Source organism: Dactylosporangium vinaceum (assembly GCF_019904175.1).
Lineage (GTDB): Bacteria > Actinomycetota > Actinomycetes > Mycobacteriales > Micromonosporaceae > Dactylosporangium > Dactylosporangium vinaceum.
Window position 1 is genome coordinate 811,612 of the sequence record NZ_CP061913.1, and the last position, 19,887, is coordinate 831,498.

Below are 19,887 nucleotides of genomic sequence, written 5' to 3' on the forward strand. Positions count from 1 at the left end.
ACAACGCCGCCGTCGTCGTCGTCTCGGAGACTCATGAGCCAGCAGCGCACCGGCCCCACCGACGGACCGGACTTTCCGGATCTGCCGGAGGCGACCGTCGCCAGGCTTCCGGAGTACCTTCGCGCCCTGCACCACCTCGCGGAGGAGGGGCACGAAACGGTCTCCTCGGAGGGCCTGGCCGCGGCCGCGGGGGTCAACTCCGCCAAGCTCCGCAAGGACCTGTCCCACCTGGGCCGCACCGGCACCCGGGGCGTCGGCTACGACGTCACGGTGCTGATCGACCAGATCGAGCACGTGCTCGGCCTCACCCACCGCCGGGCCGTCGCGCTCGTCGGTGTCGGTAATCTCGGTCACGCCCTGGCCGGCTACGCGGGCTTCGGCAACCGCGGCTTCCGCATCGCCGCCCTCTTCGACGCCGACCTCGGCCGGGTGGGCGAGCAGATCAACGGCCTCGTCGTGCACCACATCGAGGACCTGCCGGCGATCGTCGACTCCGAGTCGATCTCCATCGCCGTCATCGCGACCCCGGCCCACGCCGCCCAGCACGTCTGCGACCGCCTCGTGGCGGCCGGTGTGACGAGCATCCTCAACTTCGCGCCCTGCGTGCTCGGCGTCCCCGAGGGCGTCGACGTGCGCAAGGTCGACCTGGCCATCGAGCTGCAGATCCTGTCGTTCCACGAGCACCGCAAGTCGGCGCTCACCGCGCTGCCGGCGGTGCAGAAGAACGCCCACGGCGGAGCGGAGGTGGCGTCATGAACCTGCTCGTCGTGGGGCTCTCCCACCGCACCGCGAGCGTGCCGCTGCTCGAGCGCCTGGTCCTCGCGCCGGGCGAGGCGCCGGCCGTGCTGGCCGAGCTCGTCGGGATGCCGTACGTCGACGAGGCAGTGGTCCTGTCCAGCTGCAACCGCGTCGAGATCTACGCCTCCGTCACCGCCTTCCACGGCGGCCTGGCCGACATCGGCGGGCTCCTCGCCGCGCGGGCCGGCCTGCCCATGAGCGAGCTGGCCCCGCAGCTGTACGTCCACTACGAGGCCGACGCCGTCCGGCACGCCTTCCGCGTCGCCGCCGGCCTCGACTCGATGGTCGTCGGCGAGTCGCAGATCCTGGGCCAGCTCCGCGACGCCTACAACACCGCGGGCGAGCAGGGCACGGCCGGCCGGCTCATGCACGAGCTGCTGCAGCAGGCCCTGCGGGTCGGCAAGCGGGTCCACGCCGAGACCGAGATCGACCGGGCCGGGCAGAGCGTCGTCAGCGCCGCCCTCGCCTACGGCCAGGGTGCGACCGCGCCGGTCGAGGGCCACCCCGCCCTCGTCATCGGCGCCGGCTCCATGGGCGCGCTGGCCCTGGCCACCCTGCGCCGGGCCGGGGCGTCGCCGCTCTACGTGACCAACCGTGGCCACGCCCGCGCCGAGCGGCTCGCCGAGCTGCACGGGGCGCAGGCCGTACCGTTCGCCGAGCTGCCGTCGCTGCTGGAGCGGGTCGACGTCGTCGTCAGCGCCACCGCGTCGCCGGAGCACGTCCTCGACGCCCCCCTCATCGCGGGCGCCGGGCGTGATCTTCTCGTGCTGGACCTGGCCCTGCCGCGGGACGTGGCCCCGGCCGTGCGCGACCTGCCCGGCGTCACGCTCGTCGACATCGAGCTGCTGTCCGAGTCGCTGTCGGGCACCGCCGACACCGAGGAGCGGGCCGGCGAGGAGATCGTCGCGGCCGAGGTCGAGGCGTACCTGACCTGGCTGCGCGGCGCCGACGTCGCCCCGACCGTGGCCGCGCTGCGGGCCCGGGCCGACGAGGTCGTCGAGGCCGAGCTGCGCCGGCTGGCCCAGCGCTGCCCCGAGCTCGGCGACGCCGCCCGGGCCGAGGTCGCCCACAGCATCCACCGCATCGTCCAGCGGCTGCTGCACCAGCCGACCGTCCGGGTCCGGCAGCTGGCCGCGGCGCCCGGCGGCGAGGCCTACGCGCAGGCCCTGCGCGAGCTGTTCGACCTGCACATCCCGGCCGCCGAGATCGACCCCGCCCACGCCTCCGAGGTGCACCCGTGACGCTCAGGCTCGGCACGCGGGGCAGCACGCTGGCGATGGCGCAGTCGACGACCATCGCCGAGGCCGTTCGCGCCCGCACCGGCCGCGACGTCGACCTCGTCGAGATCGTCACGCCCGGCGACCGCTCCAGCGCGCCGATCCCACAGCTCGGCGTCGGTGTCTTCGTCTCCGCCCTGCGCGACGCGCTGCTGGCCAAGGAGATCGACTTCGCCGTCCACTCCTACAAGGACCTGCCCACCGCGGGCGCCGAGGGCCTGGTCATCGCCGCGATCCCGACCCGCGCCGACCCGCGCGACGCGCTCGTCGCCCGGGGCGGGCTCACGCTCAACGAGCTGCCCGACGACGCGAGGATCGGCACCGGGGCCCTGCGCCGGATCGCCCAGATCAACGCGCTCGGGCGGCGGCTGACCGCGGTACCGCTGCGGGGCAACATCGACACCCGCCTGCGCAAGCTCGCCGAGGGCGAGTTCGACGCGATCGTCCTGGCCAACGCCGGGCTGGTGCGCATCGACCGCGGCGGCGAGGCGACCGAGGTGCTCGACCCGCTGCTGATGCTGCCCGCACCCGCACAGGGCGCGCTGGCCGTCGAGTGCCGCGAAGACGATGCCGAGCTGCGCGAGATCCTCGCCGCGCTCGACGACGAATACACCCGCGCGGCGGTCACCGCCGAGCGGGCGCTGCTGGCCGAGCTCGAGGCGGGCTGCTCCGCACCGATCGCGGCACTGGCCGAGGTCGCCGAAGGCGATGAGGGGCCCGAGATTTATCTGCGCGGTGCCGTGTTCAGCCCGGACGGCGGCTTCGCCCTCCGGCTCTCGCGCACCGGAACGCTCGCCGACGCCGCGGAGGTGGGCCGAGCCCTGGCCCGCGACCTACGCGAAGAAGGCGCCGACAACGCACTGGGAGTGCAGCATGACCCGCACCCGTAAGGGCAGCACCGGCCGGATCGCCTTCGTCGGGGCCGGCCCCGGCGACCCCGGACTGCTGACGCGCCGCGCCCATGAGGCGCTGGTGACCGCCGACCACGTCGTCCACGACCGCAACGTCCCGGAGCCGCTGCTCGCCGCGATCCGCGCCGAGGCCGACCCGGAATGCCAGTTCAGCCCGGCGGAGGGTGCGCCCGGCGACGTGGCCAAGGTGCTGCTCTCCGCGGCCCGCTCCGGGCTGCGCGCCGTCCACCTCGTCGGCGGCGACCCCATGGCCCACGACACCGTGCTCAAGGAGGTGCAGGCCGTCGCCCGCACCGCGGTGCCGTTCGAGGTCGTGCCCGGCATCGGCCAGGCCGCCGGGGTCGCCACCTACGCCGGGGTGCCACTGCCCGGCGTCCGCGTGACCGCCGACGTCGACGACGTGCAGTCCGTCGACTTCGAGTCCATCGCCGCCGCCGTGGCCCGCGGCTCGTCCGCGCTCGCCGTCGACGCCGGTGATCTCGCCGCCGTCCGTGACGGGCTCCTCGCGGCCGGGGTCGACCCGGCCACGCCGGTCTCGATCACCGGCGACGGGACGGGCGAGACGCAGTACAGCTCCGCCTCGAGCGTCGACAGCATGGTCGCCGCCGCGCTCGGCTTCGCCGGCCGCGTGGTGCTGTGCCTCGGTGCCGGGGTCGCCCAGCGCGAGAAGCTCGGCTGGTGGGAAAACCGGCCGCTGTACGGCTGGAAGGTCCTCGTGCCCCGCACGAAGGAGCAGGCAGGCGCGATGAGCGAGCGGCTGCGGGCCTACGGGGCGATCCCGTGCGAGGTCCCGACCATCGCCGTCGAGCCGCCGCGCACCCCGGCCCAGATGGAGCGCGCGATCAAGGGCCTCGTCGACGGCCGCTACGCCTGGACGGTCTTCACCTCGGTCAACGCGGTCCGCGCGGTCTGGGAGAAGTTCGCCGAGCACGGCCTCGACGCCCGGCACTTCGGCGGCGTCAAGGTCGCCTGCATCGGCGAGGCCACCGCCGAGGCCGTCCGCGGCTTCGGCATCGTGCCCGAGCTGGTGCCGACCGGCGAGCAGTCCTCCGAGGGCCTGCTGGCCGAGTTCTCCCCGCACGACGAGGTGCTCGACCCGGTCGGCCGGGTGCTCCTGCCGCGGGCCGACATCGCGACCGAGACCCTCGCCGCCGGGCTCACCGAGCTCGGCTGGGAGGTCGACGACGTGACCGCGTACCGCACGGTGCGCGCCGCCCCGCCGCCGGCCGACATCCGCGACGCGATCAAGTCCGGCGGCTTCGACGCGGTGCTCTTCACGTCGTCGTCGACGGTGCGCAACCTGGTCGGCATCGCCGGCAAGCCGCACGCCCGCACGGTCGTCGCGGTCATCGGCCCGAAGACGGCCGACACCGCCGTCGAGTTCGGGCTGCGCGTCGACGTCCAGCCGGCCCACGCGTCGGTGCCCGACCTGGTCGAGGCCCTCGCGAGCTACGCCGTGGAGCTGCGCGAGAAGCTGGCCGCGATGCCGGCCAAGCAGCGCCGCGGCTCGAAGGTGCAGGGCCCGACCGCCCTGAGGTTCCGCTAGTCAACAAAGGGGTCCCACCGATGGGCTTTCCCGAGATCCGGCCGCGCCGGCTGCGTCGCACTCCCGCGATGCGCCGGCTCGTCGCCGAGACGCACGTGCAGCCGTCAAACCTGATCCTGCCGATGTTCGTGAAGGAGGGGCTGACCGAGCCGCGGCCGATCAGCTCCCTGCCCGGCGTGCTGCAGCACTCCCGCGAGTCCCTGCGCAAGGCGGCCGCCGAGGCGGTCGCCGAGGGCGTCGGCGGCATCATGCTCTTCGGCGTCCCGCAGACCCGTGACGAGCAGGGCTCCGGCGGCATCGACCCGGACGGCATCCTCAACGTCGCCATCCGCGATGTCATCGCCGAGGTCGGCGACGCCACCGTCGTCATGGGCGACCTGTGCCTCGACGAGTTCACCTCGCACGGCCACTGCGGCGTCCTGGCCCCCGACGGCTCCGTCGACAACGACGCGACCCTGCGGCAGTACGAGCTGATGGCCCTCGCGCAGGCCCAGGCCGGCGCCCACGTCCTCGGCCCGTCCGGCATGATGGACGGCCAGGTCGGCGTGGTCCGCTCCGCCCTGGACCGGGCCGGCTACACCGACGTGTCGCTGCTCGCCTACGCCGCGAAGTACGCGAGCGCCTTCTACGGCCCCTTCCGCGAGGCTGTCGAGTCGACGCTCACCGGCGACCGCAAGAGCTACCAGCAGGACCCGGCCAATCTCCGCGAGGCCCTGCGCGAGGTCGCCCTCGACATCGAGGAGGGCGCCGACATGGTCATGGTCAAGCCCGCCCTCCCGTACCTCGACGTCATCACCCGGGTCGCCGAGATGGTCGACGTCCCCGTGGCCGCCTACCAGGTCTCCGGCGAATACGCGATGGTCGAGGCGGCCGTCGCCAACGGCTGGCTGGACCGCGAGCGTGCCGTCCTGGAGACCCTCACCTCGATCCGCCGGGCCGGCGCCCAGCTGATCCTCACCTACTGGGCCGCGGACGCCGCCCGCCTCCTGCGCCGCCTCTGACGCACCGCCGTGAAGGCCGCGACCGGGTGCCGGTCGCGGCCTTCCTGCGTATCTCGAATCGGGCATATCGGGCGTGTTGTGGCGTTTCCCGGGCGGAGTCTCCGGCAAAATAGTTGTCGCAGCTCATAGGCCGGGTTACGGCACCCCCGTGTGAATCTCGGTCCCGGCCGACTGTCAGCAACACGACAGTTCCCCGATTGGGTGGGTTCGCCCGTCGTTGCGCCATCTGTGAGATGGCTCGTCACCGGAGGCGCCGGATACATCGGCGCGCACGTCGTCGCCGCGCTGCAAGAGGCGCGCGTCGAATGCATTGTCATCGATGATCTGTCGACCGGGCAGGCCGCGCGGGTGCCGTTCGGGGTGCCGCTGCTGCGGGCCGACGTGCGCGACGCGGCGGCGGTGCTCGACGTCGTGCGCCGGCACCGGCCCGACGGGGTCATCCACCTCGCCGCCCGCAAGGACGTCGCCGAGTCGACCGCCCACCCCCTGCGGTACTACCGGGACAACCTCGACGGGCTGCGGGCCGTCCTCGCCGCCGTCGCCGCCACCGAGGAGACCCGCTCGGTGCTCTTCTCCTCCAGCGCCGCCGTCTACGGCACCCCCCGCCGCTCACCGGTCCGCGAAGAGGACCCTGCCGAGCCCGAGAACGCCTACGGCCGGACCAAGCTCATCGGCGAGTGGATGCTGCGCGACGCCGCGGCCGGCGGCGGCTTCCGCTGGGGGGCACTGCGCTACTTCAACGTCGCCGGCGCCGCCGCACCCCACCTGCGCGACGAGGGCGGCACGAACCTGGTGCCCCGCCTGCTGCGCGCCGCCGCCCTCGGCATCCCGGCCACCGTCTACGGCACCGACTACCCGACCGCCGACGGCACCGCCGTGCGCGACTACGTCCACGTCGCCGACATCGCCGACGCGCACGTCCGCGCCGCGCTCGCCCTGCACGAGGGCGAACTGCACGACGAGGTCCTCAACGTCGGCCGCGGCGAAGGCGCCTCGGTGCTCCAGATGATCGCCGCCGTCGGCCGCGCCCTCGGCCGGCCCCTGCCCTACGACGAGGCCCCGCGCCGCCCCGGTGACCCGGCCGCGGTCGTCGCCAGCCCGGCCCGCATCCGCGCCCGCCTCGGCTGGCGCGCCGCCCACAACCTGCACTCGATCGTCACCAGCTCGACCGCCGAAGCCGTCACAGCCGCCTGAGACGAAACCCCCGCCGAAGGAGCTCAGCACCTTGAAGTCCTCCCGCACCAGGGCGAAGACCATGTCCGGGTCATCCAAGTCCCGGATCGTCGTCGCCGGCGCGTTGGCCCTCCTGGGCCTCGCCGGTGTCGCCCTCGCCCAGCCCGCCCTCGCCGCCGACGCCCCTAAGCAGCGCATCGACCTGCGGGCGCTCGTGCTCGACGACGCCAGCACCGGCGTCGACACCCTCCGCGCCCAGCTCGACCGCGAGGGCGTCCCCTACGACGTGCTCAACCTCGCCGACGGCGGCCGCCCCGCGATCACCGCCGCCTACCTCGCCGACTCCGTCAGCGGCGTGCGCCGGGCGAAGTACCAGGGCGTCATCGTGCCCAACGAGAACGCCGTGACCGGCGCCGAGGCCACCGCCCTGGCCGACTTCGAGCGCGAGTTCCAGATCCGCCAGATCGACGCCTACACGTTCGCCGGCGCGAACGTCGGGCTCACCAACGCCTGGAGCGGCGTCCTGGACGGGGCCGCGCTGCAGGTCACCGACGCCGGCAAGGCGGCCGGGTTCGGCTACCTCAAGGGCGCCCTGACCGTCGACGACCGCGACGCGAGCGTGTCGGAGTCCTTCGGCTACCTCGGCGCCGCCGCCGTCGCCGCGGGCGCCACCTTCACGCCCATGGTGACCGGCACCAAGCCCGGCGGCGGCACCTCCGGCTCCCTCATGGGCGTCTACGCCCACGACGGCCGCGAAGAACTCGTCGTGACCCTCGCGGCCAACCGGTACCAGACCCATGCCCTGGAGCTCGGCCACGGCCTGATCACGTGGCTCACCAAGGGTGTCCACCTCGGCTACACGCGCAACTACTTCAGTGTCCACGTCGACGACGTCTTCCTCCCCGACGACCGCTGGGACACCGTCCACAACTGCACCGTCGGCGACGACTGCAACCCGCAACGCGACCCGGCCACCCTCCCGTACAACCAGACGATCCGGATGACCAAGGACGACGTCGACGCGCTCATCGCGTGGCAGAACGCGCGCGGCGTCAAACTCGACGTCGTCTTCAACGGCGGCGGCAGCGTCGAGGCCGGCGCCGGCGACCCGCTGACCGCGGCGGTCGTGGCCGCCAAGGGCCAGTTCCGGTTCATCAACCACACCTACGAGCACCCGTACCTCGGCTGCGTCCAGGACTTCACCGTCACCCCCTGGAGGTGCGCGACCGACGCCGCCGGGCAGACCCGGTGGGTGTCGCAGGCCGACATCACCGCCCAGATCAAGCAGAACGTCGACTGGGCGAAGGGCAAGGGCCTCACTCTCGACGCGAGCGAGCTCGTCACCGGCGAGCACTCCGGCCTCAAGACGCTGCCGCAGATGCCGAACGACAACCCGAACCTCGCCCCCGCCCTCAACGCCAACGGCGTCAAGTACGTCGCCTCCGACGCCTCCCGCGAGCAGACCGCCCGGCCCGTCGGCAACGCCACCACCGTGCCGCGGTACCCGATGAACATCTACTACAACGTCGCCACCGTCGCCGAAGAGGTCGACGAGTACAACTGGCTCTACACCAGCACCGCCGACGGCGGCAGCGGCATCTGCGCGAACAACCCGCTCTCCACCTGCATCAGCCCCCTCGGCGCGAGCGGCTACGCGAACTACATCGTGCCGCTCGAGTCGCGCATCGCCTACGACCACGTCGTCTCGGCCAGCCCCGCCCCGCACTACGCCCACCAGTCGAACCTCGCCGAGGACCGCATCCTGTACCCCGTCCTCGACGCTGTCCTCGCCCGCTACCGCGCCACCTACACGACCGCGACACCCGTCGTGAACCCGAAGTTCGCCGAGTCCGCCCTCCAGAACCGGCGCCAGGCGGCGTGGACCGCGGCCGTGCAGAGCCGCCAGATCGAGGCGTACCTCCTCGACGGCAAGGTCACCGTCACCAACAAGGGCAACGCCCTGGACGTACCCATGACCATGCCCAGCAGCACGACGCTCATCAGCGCCTCCGTGCTCGGCATCGAGGTCAGCGGCGGCCCGTTCGGCGAGCCCTACGGCGGCGAGCGCTCCGCCTGGCGCAGCCTCGGCAAAAGCGGCCAGCAGCAGCTGCGCGTCACGAGCTGAGCCCCGGCCGTGCGAGTCGTCCTGGTCAACGAAGGGACCTATCCGTACGCCACCGGCGGCGTCACCACCTGGTGCGATCAGCTGGTGCGCGGACTGTCCGAAGTGGAGTGGGACCTGGTCGCCATCGTCGGCACCGAGCCCGACCGGCCCGCGATCGAGCTGCCCGGCAACGTCCGGTCGCTGCGCGCGGTGCCGGTCTGGGGCCCGGCCCGCCCCGCCCGCGGCCGGGTCGAGCGGGCCGCCGGCCTGCTGTGCCGCGGCATGCTCGGCGACTCGCCGGCCGACCTCGTCCTGTTCGCCGAGGGCCTGCGCGCCCTCGCCGGCCTGGCCCTCGGCCGGACCCGGTTCGGCCGCCGCACCGGCCGGCACCCCCTCGCGGGCGCCGGCCTGGCCGACATCCTCCTCGACGCCTGGGCCCGGGCCGCCGCCGACGGCATCCGGCTGCCCCGCCTCACCCTGCGCGAAGCGGACGAGGCGGCGGTACTGCTGGAGCACGCACTGCGGCCGCTCGCCGCCGACGTCCCGGACGACGCCGACCTGGTCCACGCCAACGCCAACGGCCTCTCGGCAATGGTCGCCCTCGCCACCAAATGGCGCCTCGGCGTGCCATTCATGATGACCGAACACGGGGTGTACCTCCGGGAGCGCTACCTCGCCGCCGGCCCCCGGACCCCCGGCGTCAAAACCGCACTCCTGCGCTTCCACCGGGCCCTCGCCCGCCTCGCCTACTGGGAGGCCGACCTCATCACCCCGGTCAGCGGCTTCAACGCCCGCTGGGCCGTGCGCCACGGCGCCGACCCGGCGAAGCTCGCCGTCATCGGCAACGGCGTCGACCCCGACCGGTTCCCGCCCCTCACCACCGAACCCGACGCCCCCGTCATCTCCTGGGTCGGCCGGGTCGACCCGCTCAAGGACCTCGAGACACTCATCCGGGCCCTCGCCATCGTCCGCCAGTCGATCCCCGACGCCCGCCTCCACCTGGCCGGCCCCGTCCCCGCCGGCAACGAGGCCTACGCCGCCGACTGCCGCGCCGTCGCCGCCGGCCTGCGCCTCACCGACGCCGTCACCTGGGCCGGCCCGTGCCGCACCAGCCGCGACGCGTTCGCCGCCGGGCAGGTCGCCGCGCTGTCCAGCATCTCCGAAGGCATGCCCTACACGGTCCTCGAGGCCATGATGTGCGGCCGGCCCACGGTCAGCACCGACGTCGGCGGCGTCGCCGAGGCCGTGGGCAACGCGGGCCTCGTGGTGCCGCCGCGCGACCCCGCCGCGCTCGCCGCCGCGTGCGTCGCGTTCCTGTCCTCCGCCGAGTTCCGCGCCGCGATCGGGCACTCCGGGCGCGAGCGGGCGCTGTCGGAGTACACCCTGGACCGCTGCCTTTCCGCCTACCGCACGAAGTACTCGTCCCTCATCGGCGCACCCGCCCGGACGCTGGTGTCGGCATGAGCGGTACGGAGCGCAGCGGAGTGGCCGCTCATCAGCAGTGCAGGGTGGAGCTCGTGACGGCGCTGGAGCTTGCGGAGGTGGCGGCATGAGCGGTACGGAGCGCAGCGGAGTGGCCGCGATCGGGCAAGTGCAGGTCTGGCTCAGGGCGGCGCCGGAGCTTGCGGAGGTGGCGGCATGAGCGGAGATTCGCTTGTCATCGTGCCTGTGCAGCGGCGGGCGCGGCCCAGTGAGCTCGACCGGCCGGAGCCGCTGCGATACGTCGGGCGGGTCGCCACCGACCCTGTCGCGGCGCTCGCCGACAAGATGCGCGACGACTGCCTCGACGCCGTCGACATCGACGAGATCGCGGCCATCCTCGAGGCCAACGGCATCAACGACCGCGTCGCCGACCGCGAATACGGCTCCCCGTCGGTGTTCGCGCTCGCCGGCCGGGTCGTCGCCCGCTCGCTCGACTCCGCCGACACCCAGGTGTTCCGGCCGATCCGCGTCGAAGGACCCGGCCTCGGCAGGGTCGTCGCCGACACGCTCATGCGGGCCCTGATCTACCTGACCCCGCTCGCCATCGGCGTCGGCGCCGCGTCCGAAGTGGACGGTGTGCCCGCCCTGGCGACCACCGGCACCCTCATCCTCGGCTGGGGCGGTGGCCAGGCACTGTCGTACCTCGGCTACCGGGCCCTGTCCGAGCGCGGCCGCACCGCCGCCGCCCGGCTCCTCGGCACCGGCTTCGCCGCCCTCGCCGCGCTGTGGGCGCTCGTCCTGCTCGGGGAGGGTGCCCGCGCGTACGTCGTCGCCGCCGTCCAGCTCGCCCTGTTCGCCGTGGCCGGCGTGACACTCGTGACCAACCGCGAACGGGTCGTGATCGCGGCCGTGGCGCCCGTCTGGGTGGCGACGGCCGGGCTGCGGTACGGGCTCGGCATCATCGTCCTGCTGGCGTGCGTCACGGTGCTGCTGGCCGTCGCGTACCGCCCGGTGCTCGGGCGCGGCCCGGCCCTCGTCCGGCGGCGCTGGCGGTCATGGCGGCACGACGTCGGATACGCGGCCCTCTACGGCCTCGTCGGCACCGGCCAGGCCGCGCTGCTGCGCACCGTCGCGCTCGACGGGATCGCCCCGCACCGGGTCCCCGTCGAGGCGATTCCGCTCCTGGTGGGGGTACCACTGATGGAACTGACGCTTGTCTGGCACCAGCGCCGGATCGCGTCCGCGCGGGCCTTCCTGGCCGACCGGTTCGCGTTCGACCGCACCCTGGGCCGGATCAGCGCCGGCACCGTCGCCGTCCTGGCCGTCCCCGTCGCCGCCGGCGCGGCGATCGCCGGCTCCATCTGGTTCGGCCTGATACCCCGGGGCCAGTCCCTGGCCGCCGCCGTGCTCCTGATGGCCGTCTACGCGCTCTGCCTGGTGCTGGCCGCCCACGGCCGGGCCGGTACCGCCGCCATCGTCGTCTGGTGGCCGACACTGCTCATCACCGGCGTCGCCCACTGGGCCCCCGCCCTGGTCCACGTGTCACCCACGTTCGCCGAAACCCTGGCCGTCGCCACCCTGCTCGGGGCCGGCCTGCCCGGCCTCGCCGTCGCGGCGCTCGTCCTTCGCGATCCGGAGAGTTACCGAGAATGATGCTGCTGCCGCTGTACGTCCACCCCCTGACCGACCCCGAAGCGTGGGACAACCTGCCCCGCGGCGCCGCCTGCTGGACGATCGTAAACGTCCACAATGGACCCGGTGCGGCCCGCGACGAGGTCTACACCGCGGCCACGGCCCGCCTGCACGCCTCGGGGGTGAGGATGCTGGGCTACGTCGACCTGGGCTACGGCTCCCGCCCGAACGGCGAGGTGTGGTGCGACATCGTGGGCTGGTCGCAGTACCCGGTGGGCGGCATCTTCTTCGACCAGGTCCCGTCGGACGCCGCCTCGCTGGCGTACGTGACCCAGGTGGTCCGCGCGGTCCGCGGCTCGGTCGTGCTCAACCCCGGCACCACATGCGCGCCCGGCTACGCCGCGCTTGCCGATGTGGTATGCACGTTTGAGGGGCCTTGGGAGTCATATGTCGCGCTTTATGGTGACAAATCCGTCAAGGGACGCGACTGGCCGAACGCCGCGCACCTGGTGTACGGCGTCCCGACAGCCCGCCTGGGCGAGGCGACCGCGCTGCTGCTGAAGCGCGCGGGCCACGGCCTGGTGACCGACCTGACGGCACCGCTGCCGTACGCGGGCCTACCAACCTCACTACGCACCCGAGCAGCCGCCCGATGATCCCCCACGACCACACCCCGCCCAACCGCGCCGCTCTGAACCGCGCCGTTTCGGGCTGCGCCGCTTCGAGCCGCGCCGTTTCGGGCTGCGCCGCTTCGAGGCAAGCTGCTCTGGGCCAAGCTGCTCTCGGTCGCGCCGTTGTGGGTCGCGCCGCTGTGGGTCGCGCCGCCCGCGCGACGACTGATCACGTGCGCGGCGCGGGTGTGTCGATCGATCGCCGGCGCGGCCGGGCGGCGGCGGGCGGCGGGCTCCAGCGGGCGGCGGTCGATCACGCGCACGGCCCGGCGTTGCGGGCGGCGCCGGCGTTGGCGGGCGGCGAACTCGAGCGGGCGGCGCCGTGACCTCCCGCCGGCTCCGTGGCCTGCTGCTGGCCCTGGTCGTCGTGACGGTGCTCTACGCCGCCGCCTGCACCAACGGCGGCAGCGGGCGCGGGCGTGACATCGGCGGTGGCGGACACGGGCCGGCGACCGGTGGTGCTGAGCCGTCGTACGGGGCCGGGCTCGGCTCGGCCTCCCCGGGGGCGTCGACATCGGCGTCCGCCGGGGCTTCGGGGTCGCCCGGTGGGGCGCCTGCCGGGGGCTGGTGGAAGCCCGCCGTGGGGCAGACGTGGCAGTGGCAGCTGACCGGCACGCTCGACAAGTCCGTGGCCGCCGAAGTCTACGACGTCGACGGCGCCAACACGTCCGCCGCTGACGTGGCTGCGCTGAAGTCCGCGGGGCGGCACGTCATCTGCTACGTCAACGTGGGTGCGCACGAGGACTTCCGGCCGGATGCGAAGAACTTCCCGGAGTCGGTGCAGGGCAAGGGGCTCGACGGCTGGCCGGGGGAGAAGTGGCTGGACATCCGGCAGTGGAACGTGCTGGAGCCGCTGCTCACGGCGCGGTTCAAGCAGTGCAAGGACAAGGGGTTCGACGCGGTCGAGCCGGACAATGTGGACGGTTACAGCAACAGCAGCGGCTTCCCGCTGAGCGCCGGCGATCAGTTGACGTTCAACCGGCGGGTGGCTGAGCTGGCCCACCGTACCGGGCTCGGGGTGGGGCTCAAGAACGACGTCGAGCAGGCCGCGACGCTGGCGCCGGCGTTCGACTTCGCGGTCAACGAGGAGTGCGCGCGCTACAACGAGTGTGACGAGCTCAAGGTGTTCACGAGCGCCGGCAAGCCCGTGTTCCATGTGGAGTACGACGGGTCGACCGGCTCGTTCTGCTCGAAGACGAAGGCGCTGCACTTCTCGTCGATGAAGAAGAAGATGAATCTCGACGCCTGGCGCGAGACGTGCTGACAGGCGCCGGGCGAAGCAGGAGTTGTGGTGCAGGCGGGCGAAGCAGGAAATGTGGTGCGGGTGGGCGAAATGCGAGATGCGGTGCGGGCGGTCGGTCGGTTCTAGCTGGTCCCTAGTCTAGCCTCGCCCACCTAACCGGAGACTCACACCGTTTTTACGACGTGAGGCCGTTGCGCTCGGCCAGCGCGTGCATCGCCCGTAGGATGCCCACCCGGTCGGGGGCCGGTTCGGCCGGGGTTTCCGCCGGGGCGCGCAGGCCCGCCAGCGTGTATCCGAGCTGGCGGCGCCATGCGGTCGGGGCGCTCTCCGCGGTGCGCTCGACCAGGCCCGCGTTGGCCATCAGGACGGGTACCACGTCCTCGTGCTGGAAGTCCGGGCGCAGGACGCCGGCCGCGCGGGCGCGGTCGATCAGCGCGGTCAGGCCGCGGAAGGCGCGGCCCCGCAGGGTTTCCAGCTCCGGCACGCCGGACACGGTCGCGGTCAGCAGGTCGGCGATCGCGCGGCTGCCGGCCTGCACCTCGCACAGGAACGTCAGGTGCTCGGCGAACGCGGCCCACGGGTCCTCGGCCGAGACGGCCAGGGCGCGTTCGGTCGCGGCGACCACCTCGCGCAGCGCGTCCTCGAACACCGCGGCGACCAGCAGGCCGCGGCTGGGGAAGCGGCGGTAGAGGGTGGCGTTGCCGACCTTCGCGCGGCGGGCGATCTCGTCAAGCGGGGCTTCCAGGCCGCGTTCGGCGAACACCACTTTCGCGGTCTCGACCAGTTGTCGCCGGTTGCGCTCCGCGTCCCTGCGCAATGCACCCTGAGCCCCCATGGCTACAGCATATTCACCACAGGGGCGGGAGGGCTTCCAGCGGGCTTTTGGCGTTCAGAACAAAAGTTACCGCATCGACGAGTCAAAGTATGGACAGTCGTAGCTAAAGACCCTAGTGTGTCTGCCACGACACCAAAGTGTTTCATCAATGTATCCGGCTCGGCACCGGATGCGCTGGTGGCGTGAGCCCGCACCAACCGCAGCGGTAGGACACCCCTCACCAGACCCCCGCAACCAGATACCCCGAACCAGCAAGACCCGAAGGACTCGGCGCGGCGGCGCGCGCCCGGCCTGGCACATCACCACGTCAGGAAGGGACACCGTGAATCAGCAACCCCGGAACCATAGATGGCGGACCTTGAGCGCCGCCCTGGTCCTGGCCGCCTCCAGCCTCACCGCCGTCACGCTCCTGCAGGCGGACGCCACCCCCGCCGCGGCGGCCATCAACGCGGCCGACTTCCAGCAGGTCACCCTGGCCAAGGGCGAGCCCGAGGTGGGCGAGCCGCTCGCCATCTCTGTGCTGCCCGACCGGTCGGTCCTGCACACCGCCCGCAACGGCACACTGCGGCGCACCGACGCCGGCGGCACGACGAGCGTCATCGCCACCATCCCCGTCTACACGCACGACGAGGAGGGGCTGCAGGGCGTCGCCGCCGACCCGGGCTTCGCGACCAACCGGTACATCTACCTCTTCTACGCCCCGCCGCTGAGCACCCCCAGCGGCGACGCGCCCGCCACCGGCACGGCCGCCACCTGGGCGACCTGGGCCGGCGTCAACCGCCTCTCGCGCTTCACCCTCAACGCCGACTTCACGGTCAACATGGCCAGCCAGGTCAACATCCTGGACGTGGCGACCGACCGCGGCATGTGCTGCCACGTCGGCGGCGACATCGACTTCGACGCCCAGGGCAACCTGTACCTCTCCACCGGCGACGACTCCAACCCGTTCGACTCGGCCGGCTACGCGCCCATCGACGAGCGCACCGACCGCAACCCGGTGTACGACGCCCAGCGCTCCGCCGCCAACACCAACGACCTGCGCGGCAAGATCCTGCGGATCAAGGTGAACGCCAACGGCACGTACTCGATCCCGGCCGGCAACATGTTCGCCCCCGGCACCGCGAACACGCGCCCGGAGATCTACGCGATGGGCTTCCGCAACCCGTACCGCATGACCGTCGACAAGGCCACCGGCGTCGTCTACGTCGGCGACTACGGCCCCGACGCCGGGGCGAGCGACGCGAACCGCGGCCCGTCCGGGCAGGTCGAGTTCGACCGGGTCACCGGCCCCGGCAACTACGGCTGGCCGTACTGCACCGGCACCAACACCACCGCCGAGACCTACAACGAGTGGAACTTCGCGACGAACTCGACGGGCGCGAAGTACAACTGCGGCGGTGGGCCGGTCAACAACTCCTTCCGCAACACCGGCCTCACCACCCTGCCCCCGGCCAAGCCGGCCTGGATCCGCTACGGCGGTGACGCGGGCAGCCCGGCCGAGTTCGGGACCGGGTCCGAGTCGCCGATGGGCGGCCCGGTGTACCACTACGACGCGGCCAACCCGTCGACGACGAAGTTCCCGCAGGCCCTGGACGGCCAGTTCTTCGCCGGGGAGTTCGGGCGCGGCTGGATCAAGCCGATCGTCGTCAACGCCGACGGCTCCCGCGGCGCGATCGACAACTTCCCGTGGAACGGCAAGCAGGTCATGGACATGCAGTTCGGCCCGGACGGGGCCCTGTACGTCCTCGACTACGGCACCGGCTACTTCAACGGCGACCAGAACTCGGCCCTGTACCGCTACGACTACGTCGGCGCCGGCGGCAACCGGGCCCCGACCGCCGTCGCCGGCGCGAACGTCACCTCCGGCGCGGCCCCGCTCACGGTCAGCTTCTCCTCGACCGGCTCGACCGACCCCGAGGGCGGCGCGCTGAGCTACACCTGGACCTTCGGTGACGGCGGGACGGCGACGACGGCCAGCCCGTCGCACACGTTCGCGGCCAACGGCAACTACTCGGTGACGCTCACCGTCAAAGACCCACAGGGCGCCATCGGTACCGCCAATGTGCTGATCAGTGTCGGCAACACCGCCCCGACAGTGGTCGTCAACGGGCCCAGACCCGGGCAGCTGGTGAGCTTCGGCGACGCCGTCCCGTGGAGCGTCACCGTCACCGACCCCGAGGACGGGCCCATCGACTGCAGCAAGGTCACGATGACCTACGTGCTCGGCCACGACCAGCACGCGCACGCGATCACGTCGCAGACGGGGTGCGCGGGCACCATCACCATCCCCGTCGACGGCGAGCACGACACGGCCTCGAACATCTTCCCGGTGTTCGACGCGCAGTACACCGACAAGGGCGGGCTGACCGTCCACGCGCAGAGCATCATGGCGCCGCGGTACCGCCAGGGCGAGTTCTACAAGTCGTTCTCCGGCGTCGACCAGATCACGAAGGCGTCGGCCGAGGGCGGCAAGACCGTCGGGAACATCAACAACGGCGACTGGATCGGGTTCGACCCGTACAAGCTCAACAACGCCACGTCGTTCAGTGCCCGGGTCTCCTCGGGCGGTGCGGGCGGCACGCTGCAGCTGCGCACGGGCTCGCCGACCGGGACGGTCATCGGCTCGGCGACGGTGCCGGTCACCGGCTCCTGGGAGACGTTCACGACCGTGTCCGGCCCGATCACCAATGCCCCGGCCGGGTCGACGTCGTTGTACCTGACGTTCTCCGGCAGTGCCACCGCCGCATTGTTCGATCTTGACAGCTTCACCTTCGTCACCGGCGCCGGCGGCAACGGCGTGGGCCCGGTGAAGGGTCTGGCCGGCAAGTGTCTCGACGCGCGCGGCGCCGCCAGCGCCGACGGCACCCAGATGCAGATCTACACGTGCAACGGCACCGCCGCGCAGGTCGTCGCGCTCACCGGGCAGCAGCTACGCGTCCTCGGCAAGTGCGTCGACATCTCCGGGGCGGCCACCGCGGACGGGACGAAGATCCAGCTGTACACGTGCAACAACACGGGCGCCCAGAACTGGGTGCCGCAGGCCGACGGCTCGCTGAAGAACCCGGCGTCGGGCAAGTGCATCGACGTGGCCGGCGCGAACTCCGCCGACAGCACGGTCGTCCAGCTGTACACCTGTAACGGCACCAGCGCGCAGAAGTGGACCATGCCGTGAAGCGACTGACATTGTTGAGTGCGGCCCTGCTGCTGGCGGGCGCCTTCGTGGCCACCCCGGCCCAGGCCGCCGACTCCGCCTACGACGTCCTGGTCTTCTCCAAGACCGCGGGCTTCCGCCACGACGCGATCCCGGCCGGCATCCAGGCCGTGCGCGACCTGGGCGCGGCGAACAACTTCACCGTGACCGCCACCGAGGACGCCGCCGCCTTCACCACGGCGAACCTGGCCCAGTACGAGGCCGTCGTGTTCATGTCGACCACCGGCGACGTCCTCAACGACGCGCAGCAGAGCGCGTTCGAGTCCTACATCCGCGGCGGCGGCGGCTACGTCGGCGTCCACGCGGCCGCCGACACCGAGTACGGCTGGCCCTTCTACGGCCAGCTGGTCGGGGCCTGGTTCGCCAGCCACCCGGCGATCCAGCAGGTCAACTCGCGCACCGAGGACCGGGCCAACCCGGCCACCGCGCACCTGCCGCAGACGTGGACGCGCACCGACGAGCTGTACAACTACCAGACCAACCCGCGCAGCACCGCCCACGTCCTGGCCACCCTCGACGAGTCGTCGTACTCCGGCGGCACGATGGGCGGCGACCACCCGATCACCTGGTGCAAGACGATCGACGCCGGCCGCTCGTTCTACACCGGGTTCGGGCACACGCAGGAGTCGTACTCGGACTCCCTGTTCAGAACCGAACTGCTCGGCGGCATCCGGTACGCGGCCAAGCGCGCCCAGGCCGACTGCCGCCCGGAAACCGGGTACACGGCCCTGTACAACGGCTCCACGACCGGCTGGTCACAGGCCGGCCCGGGCAGCTTCACCAACGCCGACGCGACACTGTCGTCGACCGGCGGCCTCGGGCTGTTCTGGTACAGCACCAGGCAGTTCGGGACGTCGTACTCGCTCAAGGCCGACTTCCGCATCACCGGCGACAGCAACTCCGGCGTCTACGTCGGGTTCCCGAACCCCGGCAACGACCCGAACATCGCGATCAACCAGGGCTACGAGATCCAGATCGACGCCACCGACACGCCCGACCACACCACCGGCGCGATCTACAACTTCCAGTCCGCCAACATCGCCGCCCGCGACGCCGCCCTCAACCCGCCGGGCGCGTGGAACACCTACGAGATCCTCGTCGAAGGGCAGCGGCTGCGGGTGTACCTCAACAGCGTCCTCATCAACGACTTCACGAACACGGACCCCGCGCGGAACCTCGACGGCTACATCGGCATCCAGAACCACGGATCGGCCGACCAGGTGTCGTTCCGCAACATCCGGATCCGCGAGGGGTCGGCCTCGAGCGACGTCGTGCAGGCCGAGCTGTTCAGTGCGGCCTCCGGAGTCCAGCCCTACACGAAGGCCGGCGCGCACAACGGCCAGACGCTCGGCTACATCGAGCCGGGTGACTGGGCGGCCTACAACGGCCTGAACATCGGCGGCGCCACCAGCTTCAAGGCCCGCGTCGTCTCCGGCGGCCCGGGCGGGCAGATCCAGATCCGCACCGGCTCCACAACCGGCCCGATCCTGGGCACGGTGAACGTCGCGAACACCGGCAGCTGGGACACGTACGCCGACGTCAGCACCGCGCTGACCGGCGTGCCCGCGGGAACGGCGAACGTCTACCTGACCTTCACCGGCACGGGCACCGGCCTGTTCGACCTCGACGACTTCACGTTCGTCAAGGCGCCGGCGGTGACCTCCGGCCCGGTCAAGGGCCTGGCCGCAAAGTGCCTCGACGTGCGGGGCGCGGCGAGTGCCGACGGCACCCAGATCCAGCTGTACACCTGCAACGGCTCGGCCGCGCAGACCTGGACGGTCTCCGGCCAGGCCCTGCGGGCGCTCGGCAAGTGCCTGGACATCTCCGGCGGCGGCACGGCCGACGGCACGAAGATCCAGCTGTGGACCTGCAACGGCTCCGGCGCCCAGAACTGGGCCCCCCAGGCCGACGGCTCGCTGCGCAACCCGCAGTCGAACAAGTGCCTGGACGTGGCCGGCGGCGTGTCGACGGACAGCACGGTCGTGCAGCTGTACACGTGCAACGGCTCGGCCGCGCAGAAGTGGACACTGCCGGCCTGATCGACGGATGTGGGGGCTCTACGT

14 protein-coding genes are annotated in these 19,887 nt (G+C 72.3%); 13 read left to right on the plus strand and 1 reads right to left on the minus strand.

What is annotated here, in order from left to right; translation table 11 throughout:
- Nucleotides 1-33 precede the first annotated feature (33 nt).
- The 11 genes from Dvina_RS03780 to Dvina_RS03830 all read left to right on the plus strand — a co-directional run bounded on the left by Dvina_RS03780 (nucleotide 34) and on the right by Dvina_RS03830 (nucleotide 13,799).
- The gene (locus Dvina_RS03780) at nucleotides 34-756 is read left to right on the plus strand and encodes a redox-sensing transcriptional repressor Rex (protein WP_223100968.1); all 723 of its coding nucleotides are present in this window, start codon (nucleotides 34-36) and stop codon (nucleotides 754-756) included.
- A complete protein-coding gene (locus Dvina_RS03785; protein WP_223100969.1) occupies nucleotides 753-2,039 on the plus strand; it encodes a glutamyl-tRNA reductase in 1,287 nt (428 codons plus the stop codon). The genes Dvina_RS03780 and Dvina_RS03785 overlap by 4 nt, the downstream gene beginning before the upstream one ends.
- A gap of 35 nt (nucleotides 2,040-2,074) precedes the next feature.
- Entirely contained in the window at nucleotides 2,075-2,965 is an 891-nt protein-coding gene (gene hemC, locus Dvina_RS03790; protein ID WP_246656488.1) for a hydroxymethylbilane synthase, read from the plus strand.
- Nucleotides 2,949-4,532 carry a bifunctional uroporphyrinogen-III C-methyltransferase/uroporphyrinogen-III synthase gene (locus Dvina_RS03795; protein WP_223100971.1) on the plus strand — a complete coding sequence of 528 codons (1,584 nt, stop codon included), beginning with the start codon at nucleotides 2,949-2,951 and terminating at the stop codon, nucleotides 4,530-4,532. The genes hemC and Dvina_RS03795 overlap by 17 nt, the downstream gene beginning before the upstream one ends.
- Nucleotides 4,533-4,552: 20 nt before the next feature.
- Entirely contained in the window at nucleotides 4,553-5,533 is a 981-nt protein-coding gene (gene hemB / locus Dvina_RS03800) for a porphobilinogen synthase (protein WP_223100972.1), read from the plus strand.
- Between the two features lie 228 nt (nucleotides 5,534-5,761).
- Nucleotides 5,762-6,727, plus strand: a complete 966-nt coding sequence (galE, locus tag Dvina_RS03805; protein ID WP_223100973.1) for a UDP-glucose 4-epimerase GalE — start codon at nucleotides 5,762-5,764, stop codon at nucleotides 6,725-6,727.
- A 31-nt stretch (nucleotides 6,728-6,758) separates the two neighbouring features.
- Nucleotides 6,759-8,831 (plus strand): hypothetical protein, encoded by a 2,073-nt coding sequence (locus Dvina_RS03810; RefSeq protein ID WP_223100974.1) that lies wholly within the window; start codon nucleotides 6,759-6,761, stop codon nucleotides 8,829-8,831.
- Between the two features lie 9 nt (nucleotides 8,832-8,840).
- Nucleotides 8,841-10,274 (plus strand): GT4 family glycosyltransferase PelF, encoded by a 1,434-nt coding sequence (gene pelF / locus Dvina_RS03815; protein WP_223100975.1) that lies wholly within the window; start codon nucleotides 8,841-8,843, stop codon nucleotides 10,272-10,274.
- A 174-nt stretch (nucleotides 10,275-10,448) separates the two neighbouring features.
- A complete protein-coding gene (locus Dvina_RS03820; RefSeq protein ID WP_223100976.1) occupies nucleotides 10,449-11,885 on the plus strand; it encodes a hypothetical protein in 1,437 nt (478 codons plus the stop codon).
- Nucleotides 11,882-12,520, plus strand: a complete 639-nt coding sequence (locus Dvina_RS03825) for a spherulation-specific family 4 protein (protein WP_223100977.1) — start codon at nucleotides 11,882-11,884, stop codon at nucleotides 12,518-12,520. Before Dvina_RS03820 ends, Dvina_RS03825 begins: the two co-directional genes overlap by 4 nt.
- A gap of 337 nt (nucleotides 12,521-12,857) precedes the next feature.
- Entirely contained in the window at nucleotides 12,858-13,799 is a 942-nt protein-coding gene (locus tag Dvina_RS03830) for an endo alpha-1,4 polygalactosaminidase (protein WP_223100978.1), read from the plus strand.
- Nucleotides 13,800-13,953: 154 nt separating this feature from the next.
- Here the strand turns inward: Dvina_RS03830 and Dvina_RS03835 are convergent, their stop codons facing one another.
- Nucleotides 13,954-14,613: a TetR/AcrR family transcriptional regulator gene (locus Dvina_RS03835; RefSeq protein WP_223100979.1), complete on the minus strand. Its 660-nt coding sequence runs from the start codon at nucleotides 14,611-14,613 to the stop codon at nucleotides 13,954-13,956.
- 148 nt (nucleotides 14,614-14,761) lie between these two features.
- Here Dvina_RS03835 and Dvina_RS03840 point away from each other — a divergent pair, with 148 nt between their 5' ends.
- Nucleotides 14,762-17,785: a PQQ-dependent sugar dehydrogenase gene (locus Dvina_RS03840; RefSeq protein ID WP_425516519.1), complete on the plus strand. Its 3,024-nt coding sequence runs from the start codon at nucleotides 14,762-14,764 to the stop codon at nucleotides 17,783-17,785.
- On the plus strand, nucleotides 17,782-19,863 hold the full coding sequence (locus Dvina_RS03845; RefSeq protein WP_246656007.1) for a ThuA domain-containing protein: 2,082 nt from the start codon (nucleotides 17,782-17,784) through the stop codon (nucleotides 19,861-19,863). Before Dvina_RS03840 ends, Dvina_RS03845 begins: the two co-directional genes overlap by 4 nt.
- Nucleotides 19,864-19,887: the final 24 nt, after the last annotated feature.